The following is a 24,821-nucleotide window of genomic DNA, read 5'->3' on the forward strand; positions in this document are numbered from 1 at the left end:
TTATTTCCTCAAAGCAAATGAATCACAAGGTAAATCAAACAGTTTCTTCAGCTCGTCATCGAGCTTCATAAGGGTAATCGAGTAACCAGACATCTCCTGAGACGTACAGTAATTGCCCACTAAGGTATCGTGAACTTTAATACCTCTTTCAGCCAACTTCGCATGCGCTTGGCGGTTAGCGATCAACATTTCCATATAGGTTGATGAACCTAAATTGTTGATTAGAAGACAGACCTCATCACCCGACTGGTAAGGAAGATCCGCACATAACTCATCAATCAATCGATCGACAACCACGTCCGCAGAAGTCATCTTTTCACGCGCAACTCCCGGTTCTCCGTGAAGCCCCATACCAATTTCAAGCTCATCATCTGGTAACTCAAAGTTAAAAGTATTGGTTTGAGGCACAGAGCCAGCAGACAAAGCAACGCCAATTGAACGGGTGTAATCACGAGCGCGTTCGGTTACTTCCACAATCTGGTCAAAATCGTCATATAGCTCAGATGCGGCACCTGCAATTTTCAGAACATACAAATCACCAGCAGTACCACGACGCTCTTGGATTTTTTCTAGTGGAGCAGAAGCCACATCGTCCCAAACACGAATTGTATGGGTGCGAATGTCATCGTCATCAGCGAGCTCTGCTGCGATATCAAAATTCATGTTATCGCCCGCATAGTTGCCATAGATATAGATGACACCTTTACCGTTATTTACCGCTTCTGTGGTTTGTAAGATTACGTTCGGTGCAGGCGCAGCAAAAATATCACCAAGTGCTGCAGCGTCCGCTAAACCTTTGCCCACATAGCCAGCAAATAAAGGCTCATGCCCAGCACCACCGCCGGTCAGAATCGCAACTTTATCGGAAGGAAAATCCGTACGCATTGCCGCAGTAATACCTGGGAGACCTTCTAGTTTTCCGTTCATCGCCACTAACAAACCATCAAATTGTTCTTGAGCGACGTTCATTGGATCATTGATTAATTTTTTTGGCTTTCTCATCGATATCACCACTGATTAACTTTGCTTTTGTTGGTAGCTTGTTGCCATGCGAACCGTCAATTTAAGGGCATTTTCCATAGCAGGTGTCGACGCAACATTTTTTCCGTAGATGTCGAATGCCGAACCATGGTTTGCCGTCGCGATTGGGATTGGAATACCGCCTTGCACTGTCACACCGCGGTCGAAGCCCATCATTTTTAGTGCCGTCGCACCTTGATCGTGATACATCGAAACAATTGAGTTCATCGACTCTTTCTCAACAACCCACATTGTTGTATCACCTGGGAATGGACCGAATGCTTGAATACCTTTCTCTTTCGCTTTTTCGATCGCAGGAGTGATCACTGTGATTTCTTCGTCTCCAAACAAGCCACCTTCACCACCATGTGGGTTCAATGCTTGTACAGCGATTCGAGGTTGCTCAAAACCTGCTGACTTCAATGTTGCGTCCATCAATTCGATCGTTTCTAGTACCGAGTCAACCGTTAGATTCTCAACGACATTTTTGAATGGAATGTGAGAAGTCACACGGCCCGCCCAAATGTCATCAACAACGTTTACTTCACAGCCAAAGCCGTGGAAATCAGTCAGCTCAGCAAACCAAGACAACTCATCACGGTGTTGTAGACCTGCTTTGCTCATCGCTTGTTTATTCAGCGGCGCAAAACAGATGCCATGGGTTTTGTGTTCAAGAGTTAAATCAACAGCGATTTTTAGCGTTTCAAGAACGTAAGTACCACCTTGTGCTGTTGCTGCACCATACTCAATCGGCTCTGAATGAGAGCTCTTGAACTCCAACAATACTGGCTTACCATCTTCAAACTTCGCTTGCTCAAAGCTTTGAACTACATCGTAATCAAATGATGTTTGGGCAATATCCATCCCTTTTCGCAGTTCGTACTCATCAGCAATGATGAGAATATTTGCTTGTTGACGATTCGCTTCATTAGCCAAAACTTTTACTGCGACTTCTGGACCAATGCCTGATGGATCGCCGAGTACAAGTGCAATAGTTGGTTTAGTCATTTCTCAGTTCCTTGAATTATTTGTAGATGTAGTCAACGAATCCAACAGACAGCGCTGGGATATATGTTGCGAGTAGAAGTACCGTGAACAGTACACCGATGAATAAAGCGTTTACTTTGGTCACCTGCCAGATGTCACGTTTAGCAATTGAACAAGCGGTAATAAGTACACTTGCAACCGGTGGGGTTTGCTGACCGATTGAGATGTTCAGCGCTAGCATGATGCCAAAGTGGATTGGGTCGATGCCGAGCTCATGAATAAGCGGTAATACGATTGGTACCGTTAAGATGATGGCCGCTGCACCGTGCAGGAAGATACCCACGACTAGCAACATCACGTTAAGCATCATCAACACGACATATTTGTTTTCTGAGATGCTCAGGATACCCGCAGCCATTGCTTGAGGAACTTCCTGCTCAGTTAGGAAAAGACCTAATACTGCTGAAGTTGCCACAAGTAACATAACGACAGAAGTACCGGTTACCCCTTCCATCATCGCTTTGTAGAACAGTTTTAGGTTCATCTCTTTGTAGATAAACACGCTGATTAGAATCGCAAGCAACACTGCAATACCTGCTGCTTCCGTGGCTGTCATAAAGCCAGACAAGATGCCGCCTAAAATCGCGAATGGTAGAGTCAGTGCCCAGAATGCATCTTTGAATGCTACCCATAGTTTTTTCAGGCTAAACGACTCTTCACGAGGTAAGTCGTATTTCACTGCGTAGTAATAACACACGGCGAACATACCTGCTGCGCCTAATAGGCCAGAGACAATACCAGCAACAAACAGCTGCGAAATAGAAACATCCGCCATTGCACCGTAGATAATCATTGGTAGCGAAGGGGGAATAATAACGGCTAGAGAAGCCGATGAAGATGTTACAGCCGCTGAAAAACTGCCTGAGTAACCACGTTTTTTCATCGCTGGAATAAGGATTGAACCTAGAGCGGCAACATCAGCAACGGCAGAGCCCGAGATTTCCGCAAAAATCATCGAAACGCCAACGTTAACCATTGATAAGCCACCGCGCACAAAGCCAACAATCGCGTTTACAAAGTTAATTAGGCGCAACGAAATGCCGCCAGTGTTCATCAATGCTCCGGCAAAAACGAACAGTGGGATAGACAACAAGGTAAACTTAGAACCGCCTTCGAACATAGCCAATGCAGCATTGTAAATGGCATCAACTCCAGACGTCGCAACCATACCAACAATCGCCACTGCCCCGATCGCCACACCAATCGGTACATTGATCATAACCAGAGCGATTAAACAAAATAGGACGACTAACGCACTCATTTCACAGCCTCCATTGCTTCCGCCATGTCTTTTTTCGCATCACGGATTGCTTCCTTAATTTCTTCATCTTCTTGAGTTGAACCTTCACACAGCAGTTTCCATGCATTAGGGAGAGAACAAAGCTGCGCCACGATGAAAAGTACCGCGCCAATCGGTAGAGCCGATTGTGCAAAAGAAAGAGTAATGAAATCCAAACTGGTTAAGGTTTCTTCACCAAAGATTTCAAGGATGTAATAACTTGCCCAAGCTACTACCGCAAAGAATCCAATAACGATTGCTTCACTGAATAAGAAAACGACTTTACGTAGTTGAAGTGACATATTGGCAACTAAGCCACCAAAGCCCATATGTGCTCGTTTCAACGCACAAAGAGCTGAACCGTAGAAGGTCAGCCACGCTAAGAGAATGGCCGACACTTCGTCGTACCAATAAAGAGACGCGCCACTAAAACGGGAAAACACCGCAACAATGATGATCGTACTTAGTGCTATGAGAATCGTCATTGAAATAGCGATCAGCACTTTTTCTAGTATGTTTGAAATTGTATTAATGCTCGCTAGAAAAGACATCGTAAGCCCTCGCAGAAATTGACAAGCAAGACTGCGCACATGGCGCAGTCTAAGTTAACGCAGGTTTATTTTGCTGATGCCATTGCTTTGCTTAGCATTGCTTCACCGTTGTTCACGTTCTTAACGAAGTCGTCGTAAATTGGTTGGCTCGCATTAACGAACGCGTCACGATTTGCTACGTTCAACTTCATACCGCCTGCGACAAGTTTGTCTTTCAGTTCGGTTTCAAGTTTGGTCGCCTCAGCGTAGCCCCATTGTTGAGCTTGAGTCGCTGAGCTTTCTAGGATTGCTCTTACTTCATCTGGGAATTTACCGTAGTGACGAGCACCCGCGGTTAAATACGCTGGCGTGTAAACGTGGTTAGTCACGCTCAAGTAACCTTGAACTTCATGAAGCTTAGCTGCGTAGATGTTTGTGTATGGGTTTTCTTGGCCATCGATAACGCCAGTTTGCAAGCCAATAAATACTTCGCTAAAGCTCATCGGTGTTGGGTTCGCCCCCCAGTTTTTAAACATTTTTACGCGCCAAGAACTGTTTGGCGTTCGAACTTTGAGCCCTTCCAAATCGTCAGGTGTTGTGATTGGGCGTTTCGCGTTAGTGATGTTACGGAATCCATTTTCCCAGAAGCCGATCACTTTATAGCCTTTTTTCTCAGCAGCTGGTGCAATGTAAGGCCAGAATACGTCTTGCTCAATTTTTGCTACATGGTCACGATCAGAAACTAAGAATGGTAATTCAAACAGCGCCATTTCAGATACGTGCGTCGGCAGCGTAGAGGTAAGTAGAGCTAGGTCGACGGTACCAAGTTTTAGCTTTTGCTGAACATCTTTGTCCTTACCAAGCTGAGCTGCGCCAAAAAACTTAAGGTTGTAGTCGATACCTTGCTTCTTGAATTCTTCGTTTGCAACATCAGTAAAGTATTGCGTCGTATTGTATTGCAGCGAGCCAACTTGCGCGCTTGTCGCAACCTTTAGGTCTTTTGCTAAAGTCGCCGCCGAAAAAAGAGTAGCAATAGCGAGTGCTGAGTAAGTAATCGTTGTATTTTTCATTGTTAGTTTCCACGTTATTCCATTAAACATTGAGTAGGGTTTTAACTAATAAATTCTTTTTCTATCTCCTTGATTCGGTTTACTTTTGGTGTCGATGGGCCATCCGTAAATTCGGAGTCTAGCCAAGTGTCGAGTATCGACTTAGCAAGCTCTTGACCAATCACTCTTGAACCCATCGTAATGATTTGTGCATCATTACTTTTGCGTGCACGTTCGGCTGAGAATGTGTCATGACACAACGCCGCTCGAATACCAGGTACTTTATTGGCAACAATCGACACACCAATGCCTGTCCCACATAAAATGATTCCGCGCTGATGCTTACCTTCACTCACCGCTACACTGACCGTCTTTGCTATATCCGGATATAAAGCTGCATTGTCTGGGTCAATGCCATAATCCACACATTCAATACCTTTCGAGGCCAAGTGGGACTTTAGACACTCCTTCAATTCAATCGCAGCATCATCACAACCTATCGCTATCATGCTTTCTCCTTGTACATATGACCACAAAAGTTACAAATGATATTGAACTAATTATCTAACTTATAACACTTGAACATAATCCAAGTGAGACATCAGTCACCAAAAAGACACATATTATTAACAATTACGTGATCGATACACGTAACATTGAAAAGGTCATTAGACGAACCCTCAAACATGCCGCCTCAATCACACTTTTAAGAAATTACATATAAAACAACAACTTAAATAAAACTTTACCCGTAACATTTTTTAACACATTAGAGCCATAACTCTATTAATTTATATAAAACCCCCTTAAACCATTGGAATTGATAATATGAACACCCGTTTGAACTTATGAGAACTATATTTCATGTACTTTTGTTTTACAGGATGAACATTTGATGTATAAGATGAACATATGAACACGCAAATGGACGAAAGATCATGAACGAACTAGGACTTACACTGACCCAAGTTACAGAAAAAGCGGCATTGGCCGGATACCAATGGCTTGGCAGGGGGAATAAAGAACATGCGGATAAAGCGGCAGTTGATGCCATGCGAACAGAGCTTAATCGCAGCAGCATCAGTGCAAAGATAGTCATTGGTGAAGGAGAGATAGATAACGCTCCAATGCTCTACATCGGCGAAGAGCTTGGCCAAGGAGGCCCTGAAATAGATATTGCTGTTGATCCAATTGAAGGCACACGAATGACCGCAATGGGCCAAGCTAACGCACTTGCCGTTCTCGCTGCGGCAGAGAAAGGTACGCTATTACAAGCACCCGATATGTATATGGAAAAGCTGGTCGTCGGCCCAAAAGCTTCTTCAGCTATTGATTTAAACTGCTCTATAGAAACCAATATTAACAATATCGCTCAGGCACTTGGCAAACCTGTCAACGAACTTGTAGTCGCAACTTTAGCGAAACCGAGACATGACAAAGTGATTCAACAGATGCAGGCACTCGGTGTAAGAGTTTATGCCTTCCCTGATGGCGATGTCGCGGCTTCACTTTTAACATGCTTACCTCAAAGCGATGTTGATGCCATGTATTGCATCGGCGGTGCACCTGAAGGTGTTGTCAGTGCCGCAGTAATCAAGGCAATGGGAGGAAATATGCAAGCCCGACTATTGCTGAGAGAGCAGGTCAAAGGACAAGACCCACACAATCGAGAAATCAGCAGACAAGAACACCTTCGATGTCAGCAAATGAATGTTGAACCAAACACTATCCTTCCTTTAGATCAGCTAGCAAAAAGCTCCAATATCATTTTTTGTGCGACCGGGATAACTAAAGGTGACGTGTTAGATGGAGTCCAAAAACATGGACAAAGCCTAACTACCGAGACTCTGCTTGTACAAGGGGAGACAAAAACGATTAGAATGGTCAAATCCATTCACGATGTCACCGTGAACAGTGAGCAATAAAGACTCACAGAATAATAATGAGAAATAGGGATAGGGTTGGAGATTCCCTATCTCAATAAGGACAAGCATGGATTTAACCAATATAGAACAGACAGAAGAAAATAACCTTCTTACTGAAATTGCCGTGGCCTATTACCAAGATGGCGCGACTCAAGAAGAAATTTCGAAACGATTTGGACTATCTAGGGTAAAAATAGGTCGCTTACTAAAGCGTGCCCGTGATCAGGGTATCGTGGAAATTAAAGTTAAATATCACCCTGTATTTGGCGCCAAGCTTGAAGAGCAGCTCAAAGAAAGGTTTGGACTTAAGCGAGCGTTGATTGCGTTAGACCAACCAAGTGAAGACGAACAACGTGCGCTGCTAGCCGGTGTGGTCTCTACTTATCTGTCATCGACGTTAAAAGACGGGATGGTAATTTCCGTTGGACAGGGTCGAAATGTTTCTGCCGTATCTGAACATATTGGTGTAGTTAATCCGAAGAAATGTACGTTTGTCTCCAGTATCGGAGGGATCCACCCTAGGGGTGGCATGCTCAATGCTGACCACATTTCACGTCGTTTCGCCAAAACTTTCGGGGGAGTCAGTGAAACGTTATACGCTCCTGCTTACATCCGAAACCCTGAACTTCGCAATGCACTTCTTGAAGATGAGACAGTTCAACAAACCATGGACATTGCTCGCAAAGCTGACGTCGCACTAGTCGGTATCGGCGATCTTAATGAAAGTAGTTATATGGTTAACTTAGGTTGGTTCTCAGTTCAAGAAATGGTTGAAGCGAGAATTCAGCAAGGTGTTGTCGGTGAAGTCGGCGGTTACGATTTTTATGACATCAAAGGAAGAGTTCAAGATACCAACATGAGCAACCGAGTTGTTGGATTAACCATCTCTGACTATCAAAAAATACCACAAGTAATTGCTATCGCAGCTGAAAGTAGTAAACCGCTATCGATTGTTGGGGCGCTTCGCACCGGAGCCATTGATATCTTGGCTACCAGCGTTGCTAATGCAATCACTATCTTAAACTTAGATGCTCAGCAATGATCTAAAAAGGCGCTAAATTAGCGCCTTTTCTCTTTCTGCATCTTTAGTTAAGCGGCCCAAGATAAGCCAGTTAACACAACGGTCATTGCTGCAAAGGTATACATACCAATAATTGTCGCAATTTCCTTCCATTCAAATTTTGCAGTGGTCTTTCCTTGATTGTGCTCTTGAGTGTAACGATTCATGCTTATTGTGTTGTTCATAGCTAAACCTTTCTCTACCAATCAAAATTTGAGCAAATTATGCACTAAAGTGTGATTTAGATCCACTTTTATCCGTATTTAATTCCCCATTTTATTCACTTGTTTGTGCGGCGGGCTTTTCTAACAATCGTCTCATCCGATGTATTTTCTACATCAATGTTTCCTCAACCGTAGTTACTCAATAAATGATTAATCTTCAAACAAAATTGAGGTGCAATTTGATTCCATTGATCACTCTTTTTGGCCATTGAGCCGCCTACTTTTTCTCACCTTGATTGTTTACGATGTAATTTCGACAACAATTGCGTTGTCATTTATACAACAAACATAGATTGAAAAATACTAATATTCATTAAAAATCAACACCTTAAAAACTGGCACACTACGTGCTCTAGTAGAGACAAAACAAAACTACGGGTTACGAAAGCCCGCTGAAAACTATTACTACTGGAGACACGCCATGTTCTGTATTCAATGTGAACAGACGATTCAAACCCCGACTGTTAAGGGCTGCTCATTCGCACAAGGTATGTGTGGTAAAACTTCTGAAGTATCTGATCTTCAAGATGTTCTTGTTTACACGCTACAAGGCGTTTCTTACTGGGCAGAACAAGCGAAAAAGTTCGACATCATCGACAATGAAATTAATGAGTGGGCACCACGTGCATTCTTCTCTACTCTAACCAACGTTAACTTTGACCCTGCTCGTATCCTTGAGCTTTCAGCTGAAGCTGCACAATTCAAAGCTCGCCTAAAAGAGCAAACACTTGCAGCAGCAAAACTGGGAGACATTGCACTAGAAGAAGCACCAACAGTCGCAAACTTCGAACTGCCAGCAACCTCTGAAGCTATCTTAGCTTATGCGCCTCAAGTTGCCGTCAACCGCGGCTACGAAACCATCAGTGAAGACGTAATTGGTTTACGACTACTTTGTCTATACGGCCTAAAAGGTGCTGCTGCCTACATGGAGCACGCTCGTGTATTAGAACAAACTGACAATGACATTTTCGCTGAATACCACCAAATTATGGCCTGGCTAGGTACTGACCCTGAAGATTTGAATGCCCTATTAGAGTGTTCAATGCAAATTGGTCTAATGAACTACAAAGTGATGGAAATGCTCGATCACGGCGAGACTAAGACGTTCGGTCACCCAGAGCCAACCGCCGTTAATGTTAAAACGGTGAAAGGTAAAGCGATTCTAGTTTCTGGCCACGATTTGCACGATCTAGAGAAAATCCTGCAGCAAACCGAAGGCAAAGGCATCAATGTATATACCAACGGTGAAATGCTCCCTGCACACGGTTACCCAGAGCTGAACAAATACCCTCACCTAGTCGGTAACTACGGCAGCGCTTGGCAAAACCAACAGAAAGAGTTTGCCAACTTCCCTGGTGCCATCGTGATGACGTCAAACTGTCTGCTTAATCCAAATGTCGGCCAGTACGCTGATCGCCTGTTCACTCGCAGCATTGTGGGTTGGCCAGGTGTCGCACACATTGAGGGAGATAACTTCAGTGAAGTGATTGAATGTGCCTTAGCGCAAGATGGCTTCCAACATGATGAAATTGAACAGATGATCACTGTTGGCTTTGGCCGCAACGCGCTGATGCAAGCTGCACCTGCTGTGGTTGAAGAAGTAAAAGCAGGTAACATCAAACACTTCTTCCTAGTTGGCGGTTGTGATGGTGATAAGTCAGAACGTAGCTACTACACAGACTTCACAGCTGCAGCACCAGAAGATAGCGTCATTCTAACGCTTGCATGTGGTAAGTTCCGCTTCAACAAAAACCAATTTGGTGACATCAACGGTATCCCGCGTCTACTCGACGTTGGTCAGTGTAACGATGCTTACTCTGCAATCCAGCTAGCACTTGCACTATCTAAAGAGTTTGATTGTGACATTAACGAACTACCACTGACGCTAGTTCTATCTTGGTTCGAGCAAAAAGCCATCGTGATCCTTCTTACCTTATTCGCTCTTGGCGTTAAAGGTATCTACACAGGCCCAACCGCACCTGCATTCTTAACTGACAACCTTATTAAGGTTATTCAAGACAAATTCGATATGCGCAGTATCGGCAATGTAGAAGATGACTTGAAAACGATCCTAGCGGCTTAATCCCTTCACTGCTTACGCCCGATACTTGGAACCTTGCACTTCCAGTATTGGGCGCTTTTGTTAGAGAGAAATAGATGTTTATTGAATGGCAAAACAATCAACCAGCAAAAATGCGATGCGTAGACAAGTGGAGTGAGACGGAAGATTCCGTCACTATCAAACTTGAGTCTTCAGATGGCTGCCACCTTCATTTTAATGGCTTTAAACCAGGGCAATTTGTGTCGCTCGGCTTTGACCTAAATGGCAAGCTAGAATATCGCGCCTACTCGATCGCTTCTATGCCTGGCGATGACCATATCAAATTGACCATTAAACGTGTGGAAGATGGGCTCGTATCTAACCATATCGTTGATCACTTCCAAATTGGTGATGAAGTTAACGTGCTTGCACCAACAGGTCCATTTAATAGTATTGATTGTCCACCAAAATCAAAAGTTGCCCTAATTAGCGCTGGGTGTGGTATTACTCCGGTGATGTCTATGACTTCAACTTGGCTGCGTGATAAAGCCAATATCGATATTACCTTTATCCATATGGCGAAAAATGCAGATAAAACCATCTACTTTGACCAATTAGAGTCGATGGACGCTATCAATGACAACGTTAAGTTGAAACTACTTCTCAAAGACAATAGCGGAACCCGCCACCCTCAAGGTCGCCTTGATAAAGAGTGGCTTAATACACTCTGTCCAGATCTCTCTGAGCGCACAATTTACTTATGTGGCCCAACACAGTTCATGAAAGATATGGAAGCGAATGCGCTTGCGTTAGGTGTTGAGAAAGAACAATTCCACCAAGAAAGTTTTACACCCATTGAAACTCACCAAGAAACGGCTAGTAGTGGAGTGGTACAATTTGATGTACCGACATTTGGCGTTTCCCAAGAAGTCGATCAAGGCGCAACACTTGCTGACGTTCTTGAGCAAAATGGTGTACCTATCATTATCGCGTGCCGAAGCGGTATGTGTGGTTCTTGTAAGTGTAAAGTCACCAAAGGTGAAGTATCTCGCACCAGTACTGAAACGCTTAGCGAGGAAGACTTGGCCAATGGCTATACACTAGCTTGCTCTAGCCAAATTCAAACGGATGTCGAAGTCGAACTGGTATAGCCCTTTCTCAACTTCAATCAAGCAATATCAAGCACTAGAGTTAAGCAAAGCTCTAGTGCTTCATTTCTCGCTTTTCGTTTTTAAATGTCGCCTAAACATCTTGTTTGAAAGATAGCCTCCACTGTGTAGGAGAGACATGAAACGCTCGCTTAAAGTGCTTTCTAAACACGCTCTCTGAACCAAAACCTGCCATTTCAGATACCTGAACAATCGAGCTTTGCGTTGTTTCCAGTAACCTTTGGCTTAACACTAGCCTTTGATTCAACAGCCATTCACCAAATGTACACCCATAGGTCGATTTAAACTGTCGTGTAAACGTCCGCTTGCTCATTGCACATCGCTCAGCGACAGAATCTAGCGAGTGGTGTTCGTTTAGCGTTTCCTCAACGTGTTCTATCACTCGGCTTAAGCTTGTTTCAGTCGGAGCTTTACTGCTGATTGGTGCGGGAATATATTGCTGCTGCCCCCCAGAGCGAAATGGAGCAGTGACCATCTTTCTTGCCAAATCATTAGCAACCTCACTGCCACAAAAACGCCTCACAATGTGTAAGCAGCAATCCAATGACGCTGCAATTCCAGCCGATGTAATCACCGTCTCGTGCTCAATAAATAGAGGATTTGGATCAAATATGACAGAGGGAAAGCGCTGCTGAAACTGTTCCGCGAATACCCAGTGTGTGGTCGCCTTTTTCCCATCTAATATTCCACTGCAAGCCAAAACATACGACCCTAAGCACAAGCCTACCGTGAGTTTATTTTTCGCATGGTGAGCCCGCAGCGCATGGACAAGCGGCTCACTAGGTTCGGGAAGCTCGTTAGGCCAGCTGGGAATAACGACAATATCAGCTTCTTCAATGATCGAAATATCACGCTCTATTACGACTCCAAATCCTGATCCTGTTGAAAACTCATTGCCATTTTCAGCACATATTTTCAGCTCAAACTGACTAGGCTGACCAACAAAAATATCTTGAAACACCATACAAGGCACAGAGAGGTGAAATGCACTGATACCTTCGAAGGCAACCAACGCTACTTTGATTTTGTTTTCTTCCAACGACATAAAATGGCCCGATTTGCGCGATCATTGACTTTAGAGACAGTATTGCAGTTTTTGCTCCCAGTGCATACTAGACTCCATAGCAACCAAGCAATATTTACACGTTAGAGAGTCACTATGAAAGTTCATCACCTACGCAGCGCGACATTTATTATCGAATCTGGCGATAAGTTTATCTTGATCGATCCTATGCTAGGCAAAAAAGGCTCTATGCCCCCGTTTTCGGTTATCAAAGCTAAAGCCGCAAAAAACCCAACCGTTGAACTACCGGATAATGCCGATGAACTGCTCAGCAAAGTGACTCATACGTTGATCACGCACAGTCAAACATTTGGAATTAAAGCGCTGCAGCATGGTGACCATCTCGATCCTGCTGGTGAAGAGTTTTTAGTGAGACGCAACATACCTGTTGCTACACCAGCAAAAGACAAAGCCTACTTAGAAAAATACGGCTTAAGCGTGCGTTGGGGCATTGAGGATTGGCAAAGTATCGACTTTTTAGGCGGAAAACTTACCGCTGTACCCGCTCAACACGGTCATGGCTGGATCCATAAAGTGATGGCCAATGGCGTGGGCTTTTTCTTGGAGCTACCAAATGAGCCTTCAATCTATATTAGTGGTGATACGGTTTTAACTGATGACGTAAAACGTGCGTTGACGGAGCTAAAACCTGATATCACCGTAGTGGCTGCGGGTCGTGCTCGCATGGATGTTGGACAACCACTATTAATGTCGACCGATGAAGTAATGGAGTTTATTCGCCTATCACCAAACAAAGTCATCGCGAATCATATGGAAGCGTTGAATCATTGCGCCGTCACTCGAGACATCCTCAAAGAGTCGTTAGAAGCAAACCAACTACAAAATAAGGTCTTCCTACCTGAAGATGGAGAAACGTTAACTCTTAACTGATCAGGGAATACGTTTAAGCTCAAAACAAAAAAAGCCTCTTCAAGTCACTGAAGAGGCTTTTAACATTTAAATCATTTTAAAAAATTGCGTGCGCCACTAGAACAATAATTGGTAGCGTTACTAGCGTTCTTAGTAGGAAGATAGCAACTAGTTCTAGGAAGTTAATTGGCACCTTACTGCTTAGAATTACTGAGCCAGTCTCTGACATAAAGATAAGCTGTGTTACAGAAAGCGCGGCTACTACAAACTTAGTTAGGTCAGTATTGATTGACGATGCTGCGATGATTGACGGTACGTACATATCAGTGAAACCAACCAACATAGTTTCTGCCGCTGCCGCCGCTTCTGGTACGTTTAGCATTTCTAGTAGTGGTACAAACGGCGCACCTAGTAGAGAAAATAGCGGTGTCGCTTCTGCAACAATAAGACCTAATGTACCGATTGCCATAACCACTGGTAATACGCCAAACACCATATCTAGTGCGTTGCTAATACCTTCTTTTGCCACTGAGCCTAGGTTTTTCACTTTGTCTGCACGCTTAAGCGCTAACTCAAGACCATAGCCGACCGTTGACTTACCTGCTGGTACTAGCTCGTCATCACGATTCGGCGCAGTGCCATCAATGTAAAGATCTTTCTTGTACGATAGAGGCGGTAGGAACTGAATGACCATCGCCGCAACGACACCTGATAAACAAATTGCGAAGTAAAACGGTACAAAGTAGTTTGCAAGGCCAACTTGAGTCAGTACGACAAGTGAGAACGAAATCCCTACTGGTGAGAACATTGTTGCAACTACGGCTGCTTCACGCGCTGTGTATTTCTTATCTTCGTACTGCTTGCTCGTCAGAATAACACCTACCGTACCATCACCTAACCATGAAGACATACAGTCGATTGCCGCTCTACCTGGTAGACGGAACACCGGGCGCATGAACTTACTCAGCAAGGTACCTAGTAGTTCAAGAAGGCCGAAGTTCAGTAGTAGTGGCAGCAGTAATCCCGCTAGGAAGAAAGTGACCAATAGTGACGGCAATAGGTCATTTAGTACTAATCCGCCAGTATTGCCATTCCAAATGATCTCAGGACCAATCTGGTGAAGAGCAAGCAGAGTAAATACCGCACCCAGTGAACGAATTGATAGCCAAGTCGGGTTCAGAACAAAAAGTCTGGTAAGCAAAGGAGATTGAGTAACAAAAGTTGGCTTAATAAGACTTGCTGCAATCGACGCTAGTGCAGAAAAACAGATAACACCAGTCACTGTCGGCAAAATAGCATCACCCAAGACTGCTTTTACCCCTTTTGCCATCAACGCAAGAGGAAAAGTAAAGCTACCGTCATAAGTTAATGGTGCAAGGAAAAAGAACAAACCCAGTAATGATGGAATCGCAAACATCAGAAAGTTTCTGTTTGTCTTGTGATTCTCTTGGGCAAGAAGTGTATCGCTCATCTGACTACTCCCTAGATGACTATAAACTCGAAATTAATGAATAACTTTTCAATGAGAGCGATTATATCGATAAATAATCCCAAGGCAATAGATAAATGAAATTTTATTCACTAATAGTGAAAATAAATCCAGATGATTGCATTATTTAAAAGCACCCAACCAGAATGTTACACTAGTGTTAATATGAAGTTTTAATTCTTGAAGTACATTCCATCAGGTAGCCCAATGATTATATGGCTTATCAAGCTTTCATTTAGGGGTATAAAAAGAAAATTTAGGCCGCGTCAGGGGGCAATAACTGATGGCTTAGCCGATTGAGATATCAAAAGGGTATAAAGTGAATATTTATATAGAAAAATAACTCTAGGTCTGAGGACAAGGAAGATTGAACAACATTGCGCAGCTCAATCCCCCAGCACGAAATTAATTGATTAGCCTCACAACCAAAGAGCCAGGTGCCCGCACCGATTCAACATTATGGCTGATCACTGTGCCGTCACTCGGTGAGTAATAGGTTTGAATCTCGTCACCAAAGCTATTGTATTGAGTTGCCAACGTCTGCCCCTCACTGACACGTTGCATCAACTCAACATGGCAGATAACAAAGCCGCCTTGCTGCGCTCTTATACTGGTGATCGTCGTGCCCTCTACACACTCGCTTTGTGGGGTAACAGTATCACCTTTTAAGACTTCGTAATCACGCAACACGTTGAGAACTCCAGCGGTTGCTCGGTCGACCATTTCCAAATCGGTATACCGTCCGACACCAACTTCAATTGTAATAGAAGGAATACCTGCTCGGTTGTAAACGGTTTCAAGAATTCCAGGATCACCGGGATCATTGAGAATCACATCAGGGTTAATCAACCTTGCCATACGAATTGCATCTTCAATTCGATAATCGGCAAAGGCATATAATGGGTATGCACTGCCACTGGTTTGTGAGTGAAGATCGATAGCCAAGTCAGCATTTGGCTTAAGCAGATTTTCCCACAAGCTATAAGCATATCGACTGGCGTCATCCCCTTGAGGATTTCCAGGGAAGATTCGATTTAGGTTAGCAGAAGAGCTGTCGGGCGCAGCAGAGTGAAAATCTCGACTATGTCGAGCAATACCAGACAGATTCACCGCAGGCACAATGGTAATACAGCCCGAAATTGACTGGCCTTCCAATTCACGCGCAATTTTTTGAGCGCTCAAAATACCGTTTTGTTCATCCCCATGTACTCCAGCAGTGATGACAATGCGCTTTCCTGGTTTTTCACCTTTAAACACCCGAACTGGCAATGTTTGAGGGTGCCCAATCGCATCCGTTGCCACCGCAAACCAGAACTTATGCTCCCCAGCTTCAAGTGCATTCACATCTAGAGCTTGTATCGTCGGGTACATCGGTACAATACATTCATTCAATGGTTTGGTCATAGCAATCCTCAAAATAAAAAAGCGAGCATCTGATTGGCTCGCTTTTCTGGTTATCTCTAACAAGCTCACGTTACTTTAAACCGTCTTCGTTTGCTTGAGTAGTGAAGGTCACATTTTTGTGAAGGTTAAATCCCTTCGTCCATCAGAAACTGTATATCTTCTTGAGGAGTATAGGTAACGGCTTCATACTGATGTTTAAAAAGCTTCAACGGTTTTTCGTGTGCAGCATGATACGTTAACTTATCTCCTGACACTTGCAGCATCGTTCCTTCAGGAATTCCCACCACGACTTCAGAAGGGTTCATTACTAAAAACTCCTCTATACGTTCATCACGGGTCTCGCCCATGTGACCCGATATAGAACCATCAATGTAATGAGGGTTGATCTGGAAAGGTACCAAGTTTAACGCTGGCAAAATAGCAGCGCTGATTATTGGCATATCATTTGTTGTTCGAATAGTCGGTGTCGCCACGTTCGTTCCAGCGCTCCAACCAATGAATAACTTATCTTGTTGCAGCACTGCTTTGCGAATAGCGCCAATCAGTCCATTGTCGTGCAACATTCTGTTCAGCACCCAAGTATTGCCGCCACTGATTACAACACCGTCTGCATCTTCAATTGCTTTTACCGGGTTATCGCAAGTGTGGATCCCAACAATTTCACAATCGAACTGAGAAAATGACTGCTGTACTTGCTCAGTACGCTCATCATAGCTTCCACGAATGACAGCATAAGGAATGAAAACCAACTTTTTCGCTTTCGTCTTATTCATCATTGGCGCAATCCACTCAAAGCCATATTCTAAGATCTGAGTATTCCCTGCGACTTTGCCATTACTAAAAAGCATTACATTCATAGTGTTACCTGCTACTGACTGAATTTATTATGAGTAATTAAAACAATTTGTTGAACGACCTTACTGGCAGCTCTTAGTGAATCAACCGGAAGGTATTCATAAATGGAGTGAAAGTTATGCGCACCTGTAAACAGGTTTGGGCAAGGTAACCCTTTCTGAGACAGGACAGCTCCGTCATAACCACCTCGCATTGGGATTTGACGCATTTCTATATCGCATCGTTGATAAGCTTGCTGCGCAATATCAATCGGATAGCTCATCTCGCCTTGTAAACTGTTTGCGACATTCTCATAACGATCACTCAATTCAATGTCGACCCCGCCGTAAAGATCGTTCATCTGCTGGGCTAATTTACCAAGAAAGGCCATACGCTTTTTGTAACCTTCCCAGCAAAAATCACGAATATCGAGTTTAAGTATGGTTTTTGCGCTATTTCCAGCCAGTTCTTTGACCCAGTAGTACCCTTCACGATTTTCCGTATATTCTGGCGCTTCTCCGGGTGGCAGCATGGCAATAAATTTGTGCGCCATTAACAACGAGTTTTTAAGCTTCCCTTTCGCAGACATTGGGTGGGCAGATTGGCCAGTGAAGGTAACAACGGCATTACCCGCATTCCAGTTTTCACACACGAACTCACCAATCCCACAACAATCTAATGTGTAACCAAACTCAGCACCAAAGCTTTCAACATCAAAGGCTTTGGCACCTCGCAGCCCTTGTTCTTCATCAGGCAAAAATGCCACTTTAACCGGACCATGTGGAATATCTGGATGAGCCGTAAAGAACTCAAGCATATCCATAATCGAAGCAATCGCCGCCTTGTCATCTGCCCCTAACAAACTGGTACCATCGGTGACTAAAATGTCTTGGCCACGATATTGGGCTAGTTCAGGAAACTCTTGTTCGGTGAGATAGATACCTAACTCTTCGTTCAGACAAATAGAGTCTCCGCCGTGAGTCGCAATCTGTGCGTGAGTATCGCCTTTTTGCTCTGCACTGGTATCTAAATGGGCAAAGAAAGCTACAGCAGGAATGTCTTCACTCACATTGCTAGGCAGTGTTGCGGTTACGATCGCCTTTTCACTGACTTTTACGTCTATAAGGCCAAGTGCGAGTAACTCCTGCTCTAGCTGTTTGGCTAGAATCATTTGTCCAGGCGAAGAAGGCATGATGCCAGCGGCCCCTTTTTCTCGGTCTGTTGTTGTATTTACTTTGGTATAGCTTAAAAAGCGTTCAACGATATCCATTAGACTTTCCTTCTACGCCAATACTTGTGAAACAATCAGAACAGTTGCGAGGCCACCAATCATCGGAATCGCAGTGCGTTTAGCAAGCTCTATTGGCGAGACATTGGCAACGCCTGCACAAGCGATAACAACCCCTGCCACTGGAGACGCAGAGCGCATCAAACCCGATGCTAATTGCATTGGTAGTGCCACCGCCGCCACTGAGGCACCAACCTGACCAGCTACATCCGGTGCTAAGTTAGAGAAACTAAAGAATGACGCATTACCCGAACCTGAAAGCAAGGTAACCACGGTAATAATTAACACTAAAACCAGCACCATCGCTAAGTAGCCAAAGCCAAGACTCGAAGCCGAATTAAGCAGCATTGAAATAAAACCAATCGATTTTAGTCCTGTAACAAATACCTGCGCTGAAATGATCAAGCTGACGACGCTCGCAAACACTGCCCCCATGCCATCTAGGTAAACTTTAAGTGAAGCAGCAACCGACTTGCCATCACGAGTCACAATATAATCCGCGACCATCGATACAAACAAAGCAATAAACATTGCTGTCACCACATTCATCTTAATGCTAGTAATCGCAAATTTGCTGAACGTTAATAGAAGCAAAAGCGGTAGAACAGGCAGGATTGCAAACCATTTTGGCACTTCTCTCTGCTCTTTCATCTCTAGGTTAAAGTCATGCTCGATGCCGTTCTCTGCATCTTTTCGGTCGAAGTAACGTTGACAAACAAAGTGCAGCCCTGCAATCACAAACATCGCGACACCTGCCACAATCATTTGGTAGCTGACAAAATAGGTCGCCACATCAATGCCTGCTACTTCCGCCGCTTTGTTTGCCGCTGATGATGCAGGACCTAAATCTAGACAGCCAGTCGTTGCAACCACAGCAGCCGCAGCCGCAGGATTACAACCAACACCAACTAATACCGGATACATCGCCACTAATAGCAATAACGCCAAACCCGTTGCACTTGGAATAAAGATATTAATCAATTGGCCAGTAACATAAGCCATTGCCAAAACCAGATACGGGTTCTTTATATGCGACAGAGGCTTAGTAGCGATTTTTACCATCGCGTTCGCAGCACCAATATGGCTCATATATTTGGAGAAGCCACCAACAGCCATAATAATGAGACCAAGCTTAGCTAGGGTTGAAGAGGAAATGACTTTAATAACTTCAAAAAAATCGACAATCACTGAACCGGTAGGCTTACCCCCTTTAGGCATAAACTCTTCATGGCCAGTAAGCACGCCCAAGGCAATCATTAAAAGGCCTGCAAGCAATAGAACGGACTGAGTATTGTATTTTTTAATAATAAAATACCCGACAAAAAAGATAATAGGGATCGCTAGGTAAGTAATCATATTACACCTCGAATAATAGGGGCTCAGAATTTAAATGTATTTATTGATTAGTTCACTTTAAAGAAATCAAAATCTCCAAATGTTTTTTCTATTCTTGAAAATCTATCTTCTTTATTTTCCACTTTTGACATACCTTTAATGAAAGCTTCAATTAAAAATAAGCCAGATGTTCGGTTGTTAAATATTCCTTCGCTTTGACTTTCTACTGCGAACAATATATCTGCGTAAGAAACAAATGGATTCACTTGTTGATCGGTAAGAACAACAACCTCTCCACCATGTTCTTTAAACCACTTAGCTAGACGCAACGTGATATTTGAATAACGGTGGTACGAGATAGCAAATAACGTATCGTTTTCGGTGACATCAACCAGTTGGTGAGGGAGAGTTGAAGGATCTGCTTTGATTAGAACAACGTCTTTGCGCAAATATCGAGCAAGCAAGTAGAAGTAATTCGCGAGCGCCTCAGCAGAAGCACTGCCAATGACATACAACTTACCTTTTGAATCAGTAAATGCGTCAATCGCAGTTTGAAAATCTTGGTGAGAAAGTTGGTTGAACGTGTCTTCTAAATTTGAGTTAACTTCTTGATAGTGTGTTGTTAGTAGACAGCTAGACTGCTGCTCTGATTGGCCACTCATGCATCTATCAATCGGAGTTGACAACTCTTGGACTAGATCATCCGAAACCCGTTTTTTGAACTCGATAAAACCGCTAAAGCCAAGCCGATTGAGAAAGCGTCCAAGTGTCGCCTTGCCTACACCAACTTGCTTACATAGCTCATCAATTTTTGCAAAAGGAAGAACCGTATAATTATTACTAAAGTAGCGAACAATCAACTGCTCGGCACTGCTAAGTGCACCAAGTTGATTTACTTGCTCTCCAAATTGCTTCTTATTCATCCGGTTTTCCCACAAGAAAGTCCCTATGGGATAATTTTCCTATAAATAGAATGGGACAAACAAGGGAAGCTATTTTTCCCATTTAAAATGTGTGACTAATATAAAAATAGAATAGAGATATGAGATCAGGGACACAATATATGCCCCTAAATTAGTAAACAGGAGGTTAAAACTAAGTTTAATTATTGAGGAAATAACCTCAACGGGAAGTAAAAATCAAACTTGATGGACTAGCTTTTGTAAAATTCTAATCAGATCTTTTTGTTCATCAGCTTCCAATACACTCAAATATTCTTTATTGAGTCGAGCAGGTATAGGAATTAACTGACTTTCTAGTGCGCGACCTTCATCTGTTAAGTAAATTCGGAAAGAGCGGCGGCTTGTTGGGTCAGGTTGACGCTCCACCAAACCCAGTTTTTCCAACTTATCTAAGGTACGAGTAGTGGTTGAATTTTCCACCTTTGATTTTCTCGCAATATCACGCTGAGTGACACCTTCCTCTTCCCACAAACACATAAGTGTTGGCCACAAAGCGATCGTTAAACCATGCTTTTTAAGCTCGTTATCAAAAAGTTTAGCCGCGTCATTTGCTAACACATTGATTAACCAGCCGAAGCTCGTTTGTCTATTAAAATCCTGACTCATGGTACAGCTCACCATCCGTTTCATTACGATGAAAATGCAATAATTGCCATGGTAACTGATGCAGACACAACAAGCATTAATAATGCACGCAGTTGAGAGACAAATTTAACGCGCTCTCCACTTACAACGTGTGTTTGTACACCTGTGATCATCGCTTTAGTCAGTGGTTTACCACGCAACTTGTAAAACAACACCGCCCCGACATGCAACCCGATGATGGCAGGAAGTAAATTGACTAAACCGAAATGGATAGACTCCAGTATTCCAAAGACTTCATCCGTTAACCAATACTGAGTCATAGGCAACCCGTCCAGCAAGCCCGCGATAGCGAGCCCCGAAAAACACTGAAGCAATAACGCACTAATCATGACTATCACCATCCATCCACCAGCTGGATTATGACCTGCTTTCTGTGGCGAATTACCCAATAGATAGAGCATGATGGACTTTGGCGAACCAACAAACTGCCTAAATCGACTCGTCTCACTGCCAACAAATCCCCAAATAACTCGCCACACCAGTAAGGTTGCCAATACAAGCCCTAACTGAACATGAGGCCCATTGCCACTAAACCCGCTCGCCATTAAAGCGACAAATAATAAGGCTTGCACCCAGTGATATAAGCGCGTTGCTAAATCCCATACTTTCATTCTTTGACCTTTCTTAAAACAAACCAAATATTCGATTTGCAATAATTTACACAGCAATAGTTGCAATTGCAATTATTGCTGTGTAAATTATCTTCAACACGAGGAAATGATCCTCCGTTGATCAAACCATCAAATTAAGAGAACGAACGTGAAAAAGACCCTAACTACCCTATTTGCTGTTTTGCCACTGTGTGCACTGGCTCAACAGAACATTGTCGAACAACGACAAGCCGCGTTTAGCGACATCGAATCACTGACTAAACAGACTGAAAAACAGTTGAACCAGTCTGATATCAATTGGCTTCTTGTCGCTGAGAACAGTGACATTCTTAAAACTCATAGTCATCAATTGCTCTCACTTTTTCCACAAGGGAGCAAATCTGGCAGTAAAGCAAAAGCTTCCGTCTGGAACTCGCCTGAAAAGTTTAACCAGCTTCTAAGTCAAATGGACGAAGGCTTTCACACCCTATATCAAGCAAGCCTAAAACAAGAGCTTTCCGGTGCAGAAAGCGGATTAAATATCGCTCAAGACACCTGTAATGCTTGTCACCGCAGTTACCGTTCACGTTGGTAGGCCTCTTACAACAATCGTCAGCAATCAATTTATCAAGGATAACAATCATGAAAGCATTTACTCTTGCCACTCTGTTCACCACACTTTTTACCGCAACTGTTGCGAACTCTGCCGATTTTGGTGTTGAGCTCGCATGGAACACTGATGACGTTCAACAAGTCTTAGATACAATGCCTGAGCAGAAGGCCGCCTTTGGAGAGCTGATCGAACAAGGAGAGATTAAAGATATGTTCGTCTCCCGTTCGCAACTTGATGGGCGTTCTGTTCAGATGCTGCGTTTCGTCATCCAAGCAGACACTGAGCAACAAGTCAGCGAAAAACTAAAAGATCTTCCTCTATACAAAAAAGAGCTGGTGAAAATCGCCAATATTCAGCCTATGGGTTCGAAATGGCTCGATAACACACCGGTATACAATAACTATGGAGTAACGATTACATGGAAGAATGGTATTGAAGCACTAGAAATGGATCGTGTACTGGGTATCGACTTACAACGAGTGATCAGCTTAAATCAAGCTGGCTTGGTGACAGCTTCTTACCTAGATACACAAGAGCTCGACGATGGTATCGTTCGCCCAGTCTATTCAGTATCTTTCTTGGCCAAAGACGCCCAACATGCACAGCAACTAAGTCAACAATTTGAGGCTGTCACACTAGGTTATGCCACCATTCAAGTTACTCACCTAGGCCATAAGATCAATATTCAATGATTCAATAAAAACGGGCCATCATCGGCCCGTTTTCATCTTTAGGTTTCTTTGGTAGAGGTGACAATCACACTAAACAGAATCAACGCTCCTCCAATTACCTGAGTAATACTCAACGTCTCTTGCAACCAAATCATCGCAAAAATTGCCCCAAACAATGGTTCACTCCCCATAAGTAAAGAAACCCTTGTTGGTGATGTTCTACGAACCGCATAGTTTTGAACGTAAAATGCAAATAGAGTACAAAACAGCACTAGGTAGGCGACAGTAATCCAAAACTCGGTGCTGGTCGGGATAACAAATTCACTCGCTGGCAAATAAGTGACGGCACAAACGATAGCCACGCTCGCAACCACAAGTGACTGCAAAGAAGTAAGAGTACTAGTCGTGATCTCTTTGCCTTCAGTAAAGCGTTTAGTCAAGGTCACCATTAACGCGCGAAGTACCGCAGCGGCCAAGATGAAGTAATCGCCCGTATTTAACGACAGTTCGATGCCTTGATTACTCGTGAGTAGCAACACACCAACAACACTACATAAAGTCAGCATCCATAAGGTGTTGCTTACCCGCCTTTTATTAATGATCAACTCTGCGAATGCAGTGAGAATTACCGATAAACTGATCAAAAATGCCGCATTTGATGCTGAGGTCTGAGAGACCCCAAACACTTCACAGAAAAAAATCGCCGAGAGGATAAAGCCGGTCGGTATGGCAATCTTCCAGTCTTTATTAAGCCCTTGGCGAAAGTCTCGGATCACTACAGGTAGCATACATAGAAAAGTGATCGAGAAACGAATCGAAATGAAAACCAACACACTCGTGTATATCAGTGCACTCTTTGTTAAGCCATAACTTGTTCCCCAAAATACCGCTACAAGCAGCAGTAATGATTCGGTTAACGGAAACTTAAAACTTCCTTTTTTTAGTAATCCCGTAGCCGTTGACATTTTATTCTCCCATTTTTGTAAACGCGATGACGAGCACATCCCTATACGCGCATTTTTCTGAACTGTTCGGTTTTATCGGCGACACTTCGTGCATGGTTTTTTCATCATCCGCCATCACAATATCGAAGGTTTTGTCGAGTGTAAGCTGCTCAAGTACTCGCTGCTTGTCATCGGTAATTGTTGTTTCTCCACCAGTCAAGTTAGCTCTGTTGATCATTAAAGAAGCGATATATGTCACCCCATCACGATGCAAACCCTCAGGCGTTGGTTGGCCAACTTCGGTACGATCTGAAGTAATGCGATACGGATGCAAACGAATGTTCCAATCTGTTTTTGCACCCTCGACAGAGTCATACACATCACTCATCAGCAACAACAGCTTTTCTAGAATAGGTGACGTGACAAACTTGTCTGTTAAAGGTTCAAAATGACGTTCAACGTCACCATTGAGCGTATTGATATATGCAGGCTGCATGTAAGGTTCATGCGCCAACATTGAGATTTGTCGACCACTTCCTAGTTTGTTGAACTGTCCATAACGACGGTAGCGATAAGTTCCTCCATCTGCCATATAGCGGTCGCGTTCAAGATGATTCCAACAATTCTTAAACCGAATCACTTCATCTACATTGGTTGAAAGCATGGTCGTCATCTGCTTACCACTAATAAATACATAGCGATTTTCAGCCAGCAGACGCGCAATGACAGAAGCGTGCCGATCAATGGGCTTTTTAATGGTTTCCATACC

25 protein-coding genes are annotated in these 24,821 nt (G+C 43.6%); 7 read left to right on the plus strand and 18 right to left on the minus strand.

Annotated elements, in window-relative coordinates:
- From AAFX28_RS03180 to rpiB, 6 genes are all read right to left on the minus strand, one after another.
- A complete protein-coding gene (locus AAFX28_RS03180) occupies positions 1 to 1,002 on the minus strand; it encodes a dihydroxyacetone kinase subunit DhaK (protein WP_408685556.1) in 1,002 nt (333 codons plus the stop codon).
- 15 nt (positions 1,003 to 1,017) lie between these two features.
- Positions 1,018 to 2,028 (minus strand): 4-hydroxythreonine-4-phosphate dehydrogenase PdxA, encoded by a 1,011-nt coding sequence (locus AAFX28_RS03185; protein ID WP_408685557.1) that lies wholly within the window; start codon positions 2,026 to 2,028, stop codon positions 1,018 to 1,020.
- A gap of 16 nt (positions 2,029 to 2,044) precedes the next feature.
- Entirely contained in the window at positions 2,045 to 3,328 is a 1,284-nt protein-coding gene (locus AAFX28_RS03190) for a TRAP transporter large permease (protein WP_408685559.1), read from the minus strand.
- Positions 3,325 to 3,897: a TRAP transporter small permease gene (locus AAFX28_RS03195; protein ID WP_408685561.1), complete on the minus strand. Its 573-nt coding sequence runs from the start codon at positions 3,895 to 3,897 to the stop codon at positions 3,325 to 3,327. Before AAFX28_RS03195 ends, AAFX28_RS03190 begins: the two co-directional genes overlap by 4 nt.
- Positions 3,898 to 3,962: 65 nt before the next feature.
- Complete coding sequence (locus tag AAFX28_RS03200) at positions 3,963 to 4,946, minus strand: TRAP transporter substrate-binding protein (RefSeq protein ID WP_408685563.1); 984 nt, start codon at positions 4,944 to 4,946, stop codon at positions 3,963 to 3,965.
- Between the two features lie 41 nt (positions 4,947 to 4,987).
- A complete protein-coding gene (gene rpiB, locus AAFX28_RS03205; protein ID WP_408685565.1) occupies positions 4,988 to 5,434 on the minus strand; it encodes a ribose 5-phosphate isomerase B in 447 nt (148 codons plus the stop codon).
- Between the two features lie 426 nt (positions 5,435 to 5,860).
- On the opposite strand from rpiB, the gene glpX reads away from it, so the two are divergent.
- Together glpX and AAFX28_RS03215 are read left to right on the plus strand one after the other, a co-directional pair.
- Positions 5,861 to 6,850 (plus strand): class II fructose-bisphosphatase, encoded by a 990-nt coding sequence (glpX, locus tag AAFX28_RS03210; protein WP_408686810.1) that lies wholly within the window; start codon positions 5,861 to 5,863, stop codon positions 6,848 to 6,850.
- A gap of 67 nt (positions 6,851 to 6,917) precedes the next feature.
- Positions 6,918 to 7,892, plus strand: coding sequence for a sugar-binding transcriptional regulator (locus tag AAFX28_RS03215; RefSeq protein ID WP_408685566.1), 975 nt, complete (start codon positions 6,918 to 6,920; stop codon positions 7,890 to 7,892).
- 47 nt (positions 7,893 to 7,939) lie between these two features.
- Here the strand turns inward: AAFX28_RS03215 and AAFX28_RS03220 are convergent, their stop codons facing one another.
- A complete protein-coding gene (locus AAFX28_RS03220) occupies positions 7,940 to 8,095 on the minus strand; it encodes a hypothetical protein (protein ID WP_408685568.1) in 156 nt (51 codons plus the stop codon).
- 460 nt (positions 8,096 to 8,555) lie between these two features.
- Here AAFX28_RS03220 and hcp point away from each other — a divergent pair, with 460 nt between their 5' ends.
- Positions 8,556 to 10,217 (plus strand): hydroxylamine reductase, encoded by a 1,662-nt coding sequence (hcp, locus tag AAFX28_RS03225; protein ID WP_408685570.1) that lies wholly within the window; start codon positions 8,556 to 8,558, stop codon positions 10,215 to 10,217.
- A 74-nt stretch (positions 10,218 to 10,291) separates the two neighbouring features.
- Positions 10,292 to 11,326 (plus strand): 2Fe-2S iron-sulfur cluster-binding protein, encoded by a 1,035-nt coding sequence (locus AAFX28_RS03230; protein ID WP_408685572.1) that lies wholly within the window; start codon positions 10,292 to 10,294, stop codon positions 11,324 to 11,326.
- A gap of 91 nt (positions 11,327 to 11,417) precedes the next feature.
- Here AAFX28_RS03230 and AAFX28_RS03235 read toward each other — a convergent pair whose 3' ends face one another.
- Positions 11,418 to 12,389: a GlxA family transcriptional regulator gene (locus tag AAFX28_RS03235; RefSeq protein ID WP_408685574.1), complete on the minus strand. Its 972-nt coding sequence runs from the start codon at positions 12,387 to 12,389 to the stop codon at positions 11,418 to 11,420.
- Between the two features lie 114 nt (positions 12,390 to 12,503).
- Here AAFX28_RS03235 and AAFX28_RS03240 point away from each other — a divergent pair, with 114 nt between their 5' ends.
- Positions 12,504 to 13,298 carry an MBL fold metallo-hydrolase gene (locus AAFX28_RS03240; RefSeq protein WP_408685576.1) on the plus strand — a complete coding sequence of 265 codons (795 nt, stop codon included), beginning with the start codon at positions 12,504 to 12,506 and terminating at the stop codon, positions 13,296 to 13,298.
- 76 nt (positions 13,299 to 13,374) lie between these two features.
- Here AAFX28_RS03240 and AAFX28_RS03245 read toward each other — a convergent pair whose 3' ends face one another.
- The 8 genes from AAFX28_RS03245 to AAFX28_RS03280 form a co-directional block, all read right to left on the minus strand.
- Positions 13,375 to 14,748, minus strand: a complete 1,374-nt coding sequence (locus AAFX28_RS03245) for a YjiH family protein (RefSeq protein WP_408685578.1) — start codon at positions 14,746 to 14,748, stop codon at positions 13,375 to 13,377.
- 423 nt (positions 14,749 to 15,171) lie between these two features.
- Positions 15,172 to 16,170 (minus strand): succinylglutamate desuccinylase/aspartoacylase family protein, encoded by a 999-nt coding sequence (locus tag AAFX28_RS03250; RefSeq protein ID WP_408685580.1) that lies wholly within the window; start codon positions 16,168 to 16,170, stop codon positions 15,172 to 15,174.
- Between the two features lie 125 nt (positions 16,171 to 16,295).
- Positions 16,296 to 17,027 carry a dipeptidase PepE gene (pepE, locus tag AAFX28_RS03255; RefSeq protein WP_408685582.1) on the minus strand — a complete coding sequence of 244 codons (732 nt, stop codon included), beginning with the start codon at positions 17,025 to 17,027 and terminating at the stop codon, positions 16,296 to 16,298.
- Between the two features lie 11 nt (positions 17,028 to 17,038).
- A complete protein-coding gene (gene pepT / locus AAFX28_RS03260) occupies positions 17,039 to 18,274 on the minus strand; it encodes a peptidase T (protein ID WP_408685584.1) in 1,236 nt (411 codons plus the stop codon).
- Between the two features lie 12 nt (positions 18,275 to 18,286).
- Positions 18,287 to 19,648 carry a C4-dicarboxylate transporter DcuC gene (gene dcuC, locus AAFX28_RS03265; protein WP_408685586.1) on the minus strand — a complete coding sequence of 454 codons (1,362 nt, stop codon included), beginning with the start codon at positions 19,646 to 19,648 and terminating at the stop codon, positions 18,287 to 18,289.
- Positions 19,649 to 19,695: 47 nt separating this feature from the next.
- Positions 19,696 to 20,550, minus strand: coding sequence for a MurR/RpiR family transcriptional regulator (locus AAFX28_RS03270; protein ID WP_408685587.1), 855 nt, complete (start codon positions 20,548 to 20,550; stop codon positions 19,696 to 19,698).
- A gap of 216 nt (positions 20,551 to 20,766) precedes the next feature.
- Positions 20,767 to 21,195, minus strand: a complete 429-nt coding sequence (locus AAFX28_RS03275; RefSeq protein WP_408685589.1) for a MarR family winged helix-turn-helix transcriptional regulator — start codon at positions 21,193 to 21,195, stop codon at positions 20,767 to 20,769.
- Between the two features lie 23 nt (positions 21,196 to 21,218).
- Positions 21,219 to 21,845 (minus strand): cytochrome b/b6 domain-containing protein, encoded by a 627-nt coding sequence (locus AAFX28_RS03280; protein ID WP_408685591.1) that lies wholly within the window; start codon positions 21,843 to 21,845, stop codon positions 21,219 to 21,221.
- A 148-nt stretch (positions 21,846 to 21,993) separates the two neighbouring features.
- Here AAFX28_RS03280 and AAFX28_RS03285 point away from each other — a divergent pair, with 148 nt between their 5' ends.
- Together AAFX28_RS03285 and AAFX28_RS03290 are read left to right on the plus strand one after the other, a co-directional pair.
- Positions 21,994 to 22,419: a c-type cytochrome gene (locus tag AAFX28_RS03285; RefSeq protein ID WP_408685593.1), complete on the plus strand. Its 426-nt coding sequence runs from the start codon at positions 21,994 to 21,996 to the stop codon at positions 22,417 to 22,419.
- A 47-nt stretch (positions 22,420 to 22,466) separates the two neighbouring features.
- On the plus strand, positions 22,467 to 23,129 hold the full coding sequence (locus AAFX28_RS03290; RefSeq protein ID WP_408685595.1) for a hypothetical protein: 663 nt from the start codon (positions 22,467 to 22,469) through the stop codon (positions 23,127 to 23,129).
- 38 nt (positions 23,130 to 23,167) lie between these two features.
- Here the strand turns inward: AAFX28_RS03290 and AAFX28_RS03295 are convergent, their stop codons facing one another.
- Entirely contained in the window at positions 23,168 to 24,073 is a 906-nt protein-coding gene (locus AAFX28_RS03295; RefSeq protein WP_408685597.1) for a DMT family transporter, read from the minus strand.
- A gap of 1 nt (position 24,074) precedes the next feature.
- A complete protein-coding gene (locus AAFX28_RS03300) occupies positions 24,075 to 24,818 on the minus strand; it encodes a 2OG-Fe dioxygenase family protein (protein WP_408685599.1) in 744 nt (247 codons plus the stop codon).
- Between the last annotated feature and the right edge of the window lie 3 nt (positions 24,819 to 24,821).

Source organism: Vibrio sp. TBV020 (assembly GCF_046056895.1).
Taxonomy (GTDB): Bacteria; Pseudomonadota; Gammaproteobacteria; order Enterobacterales; family Vibrionaceae; genus Vibrio.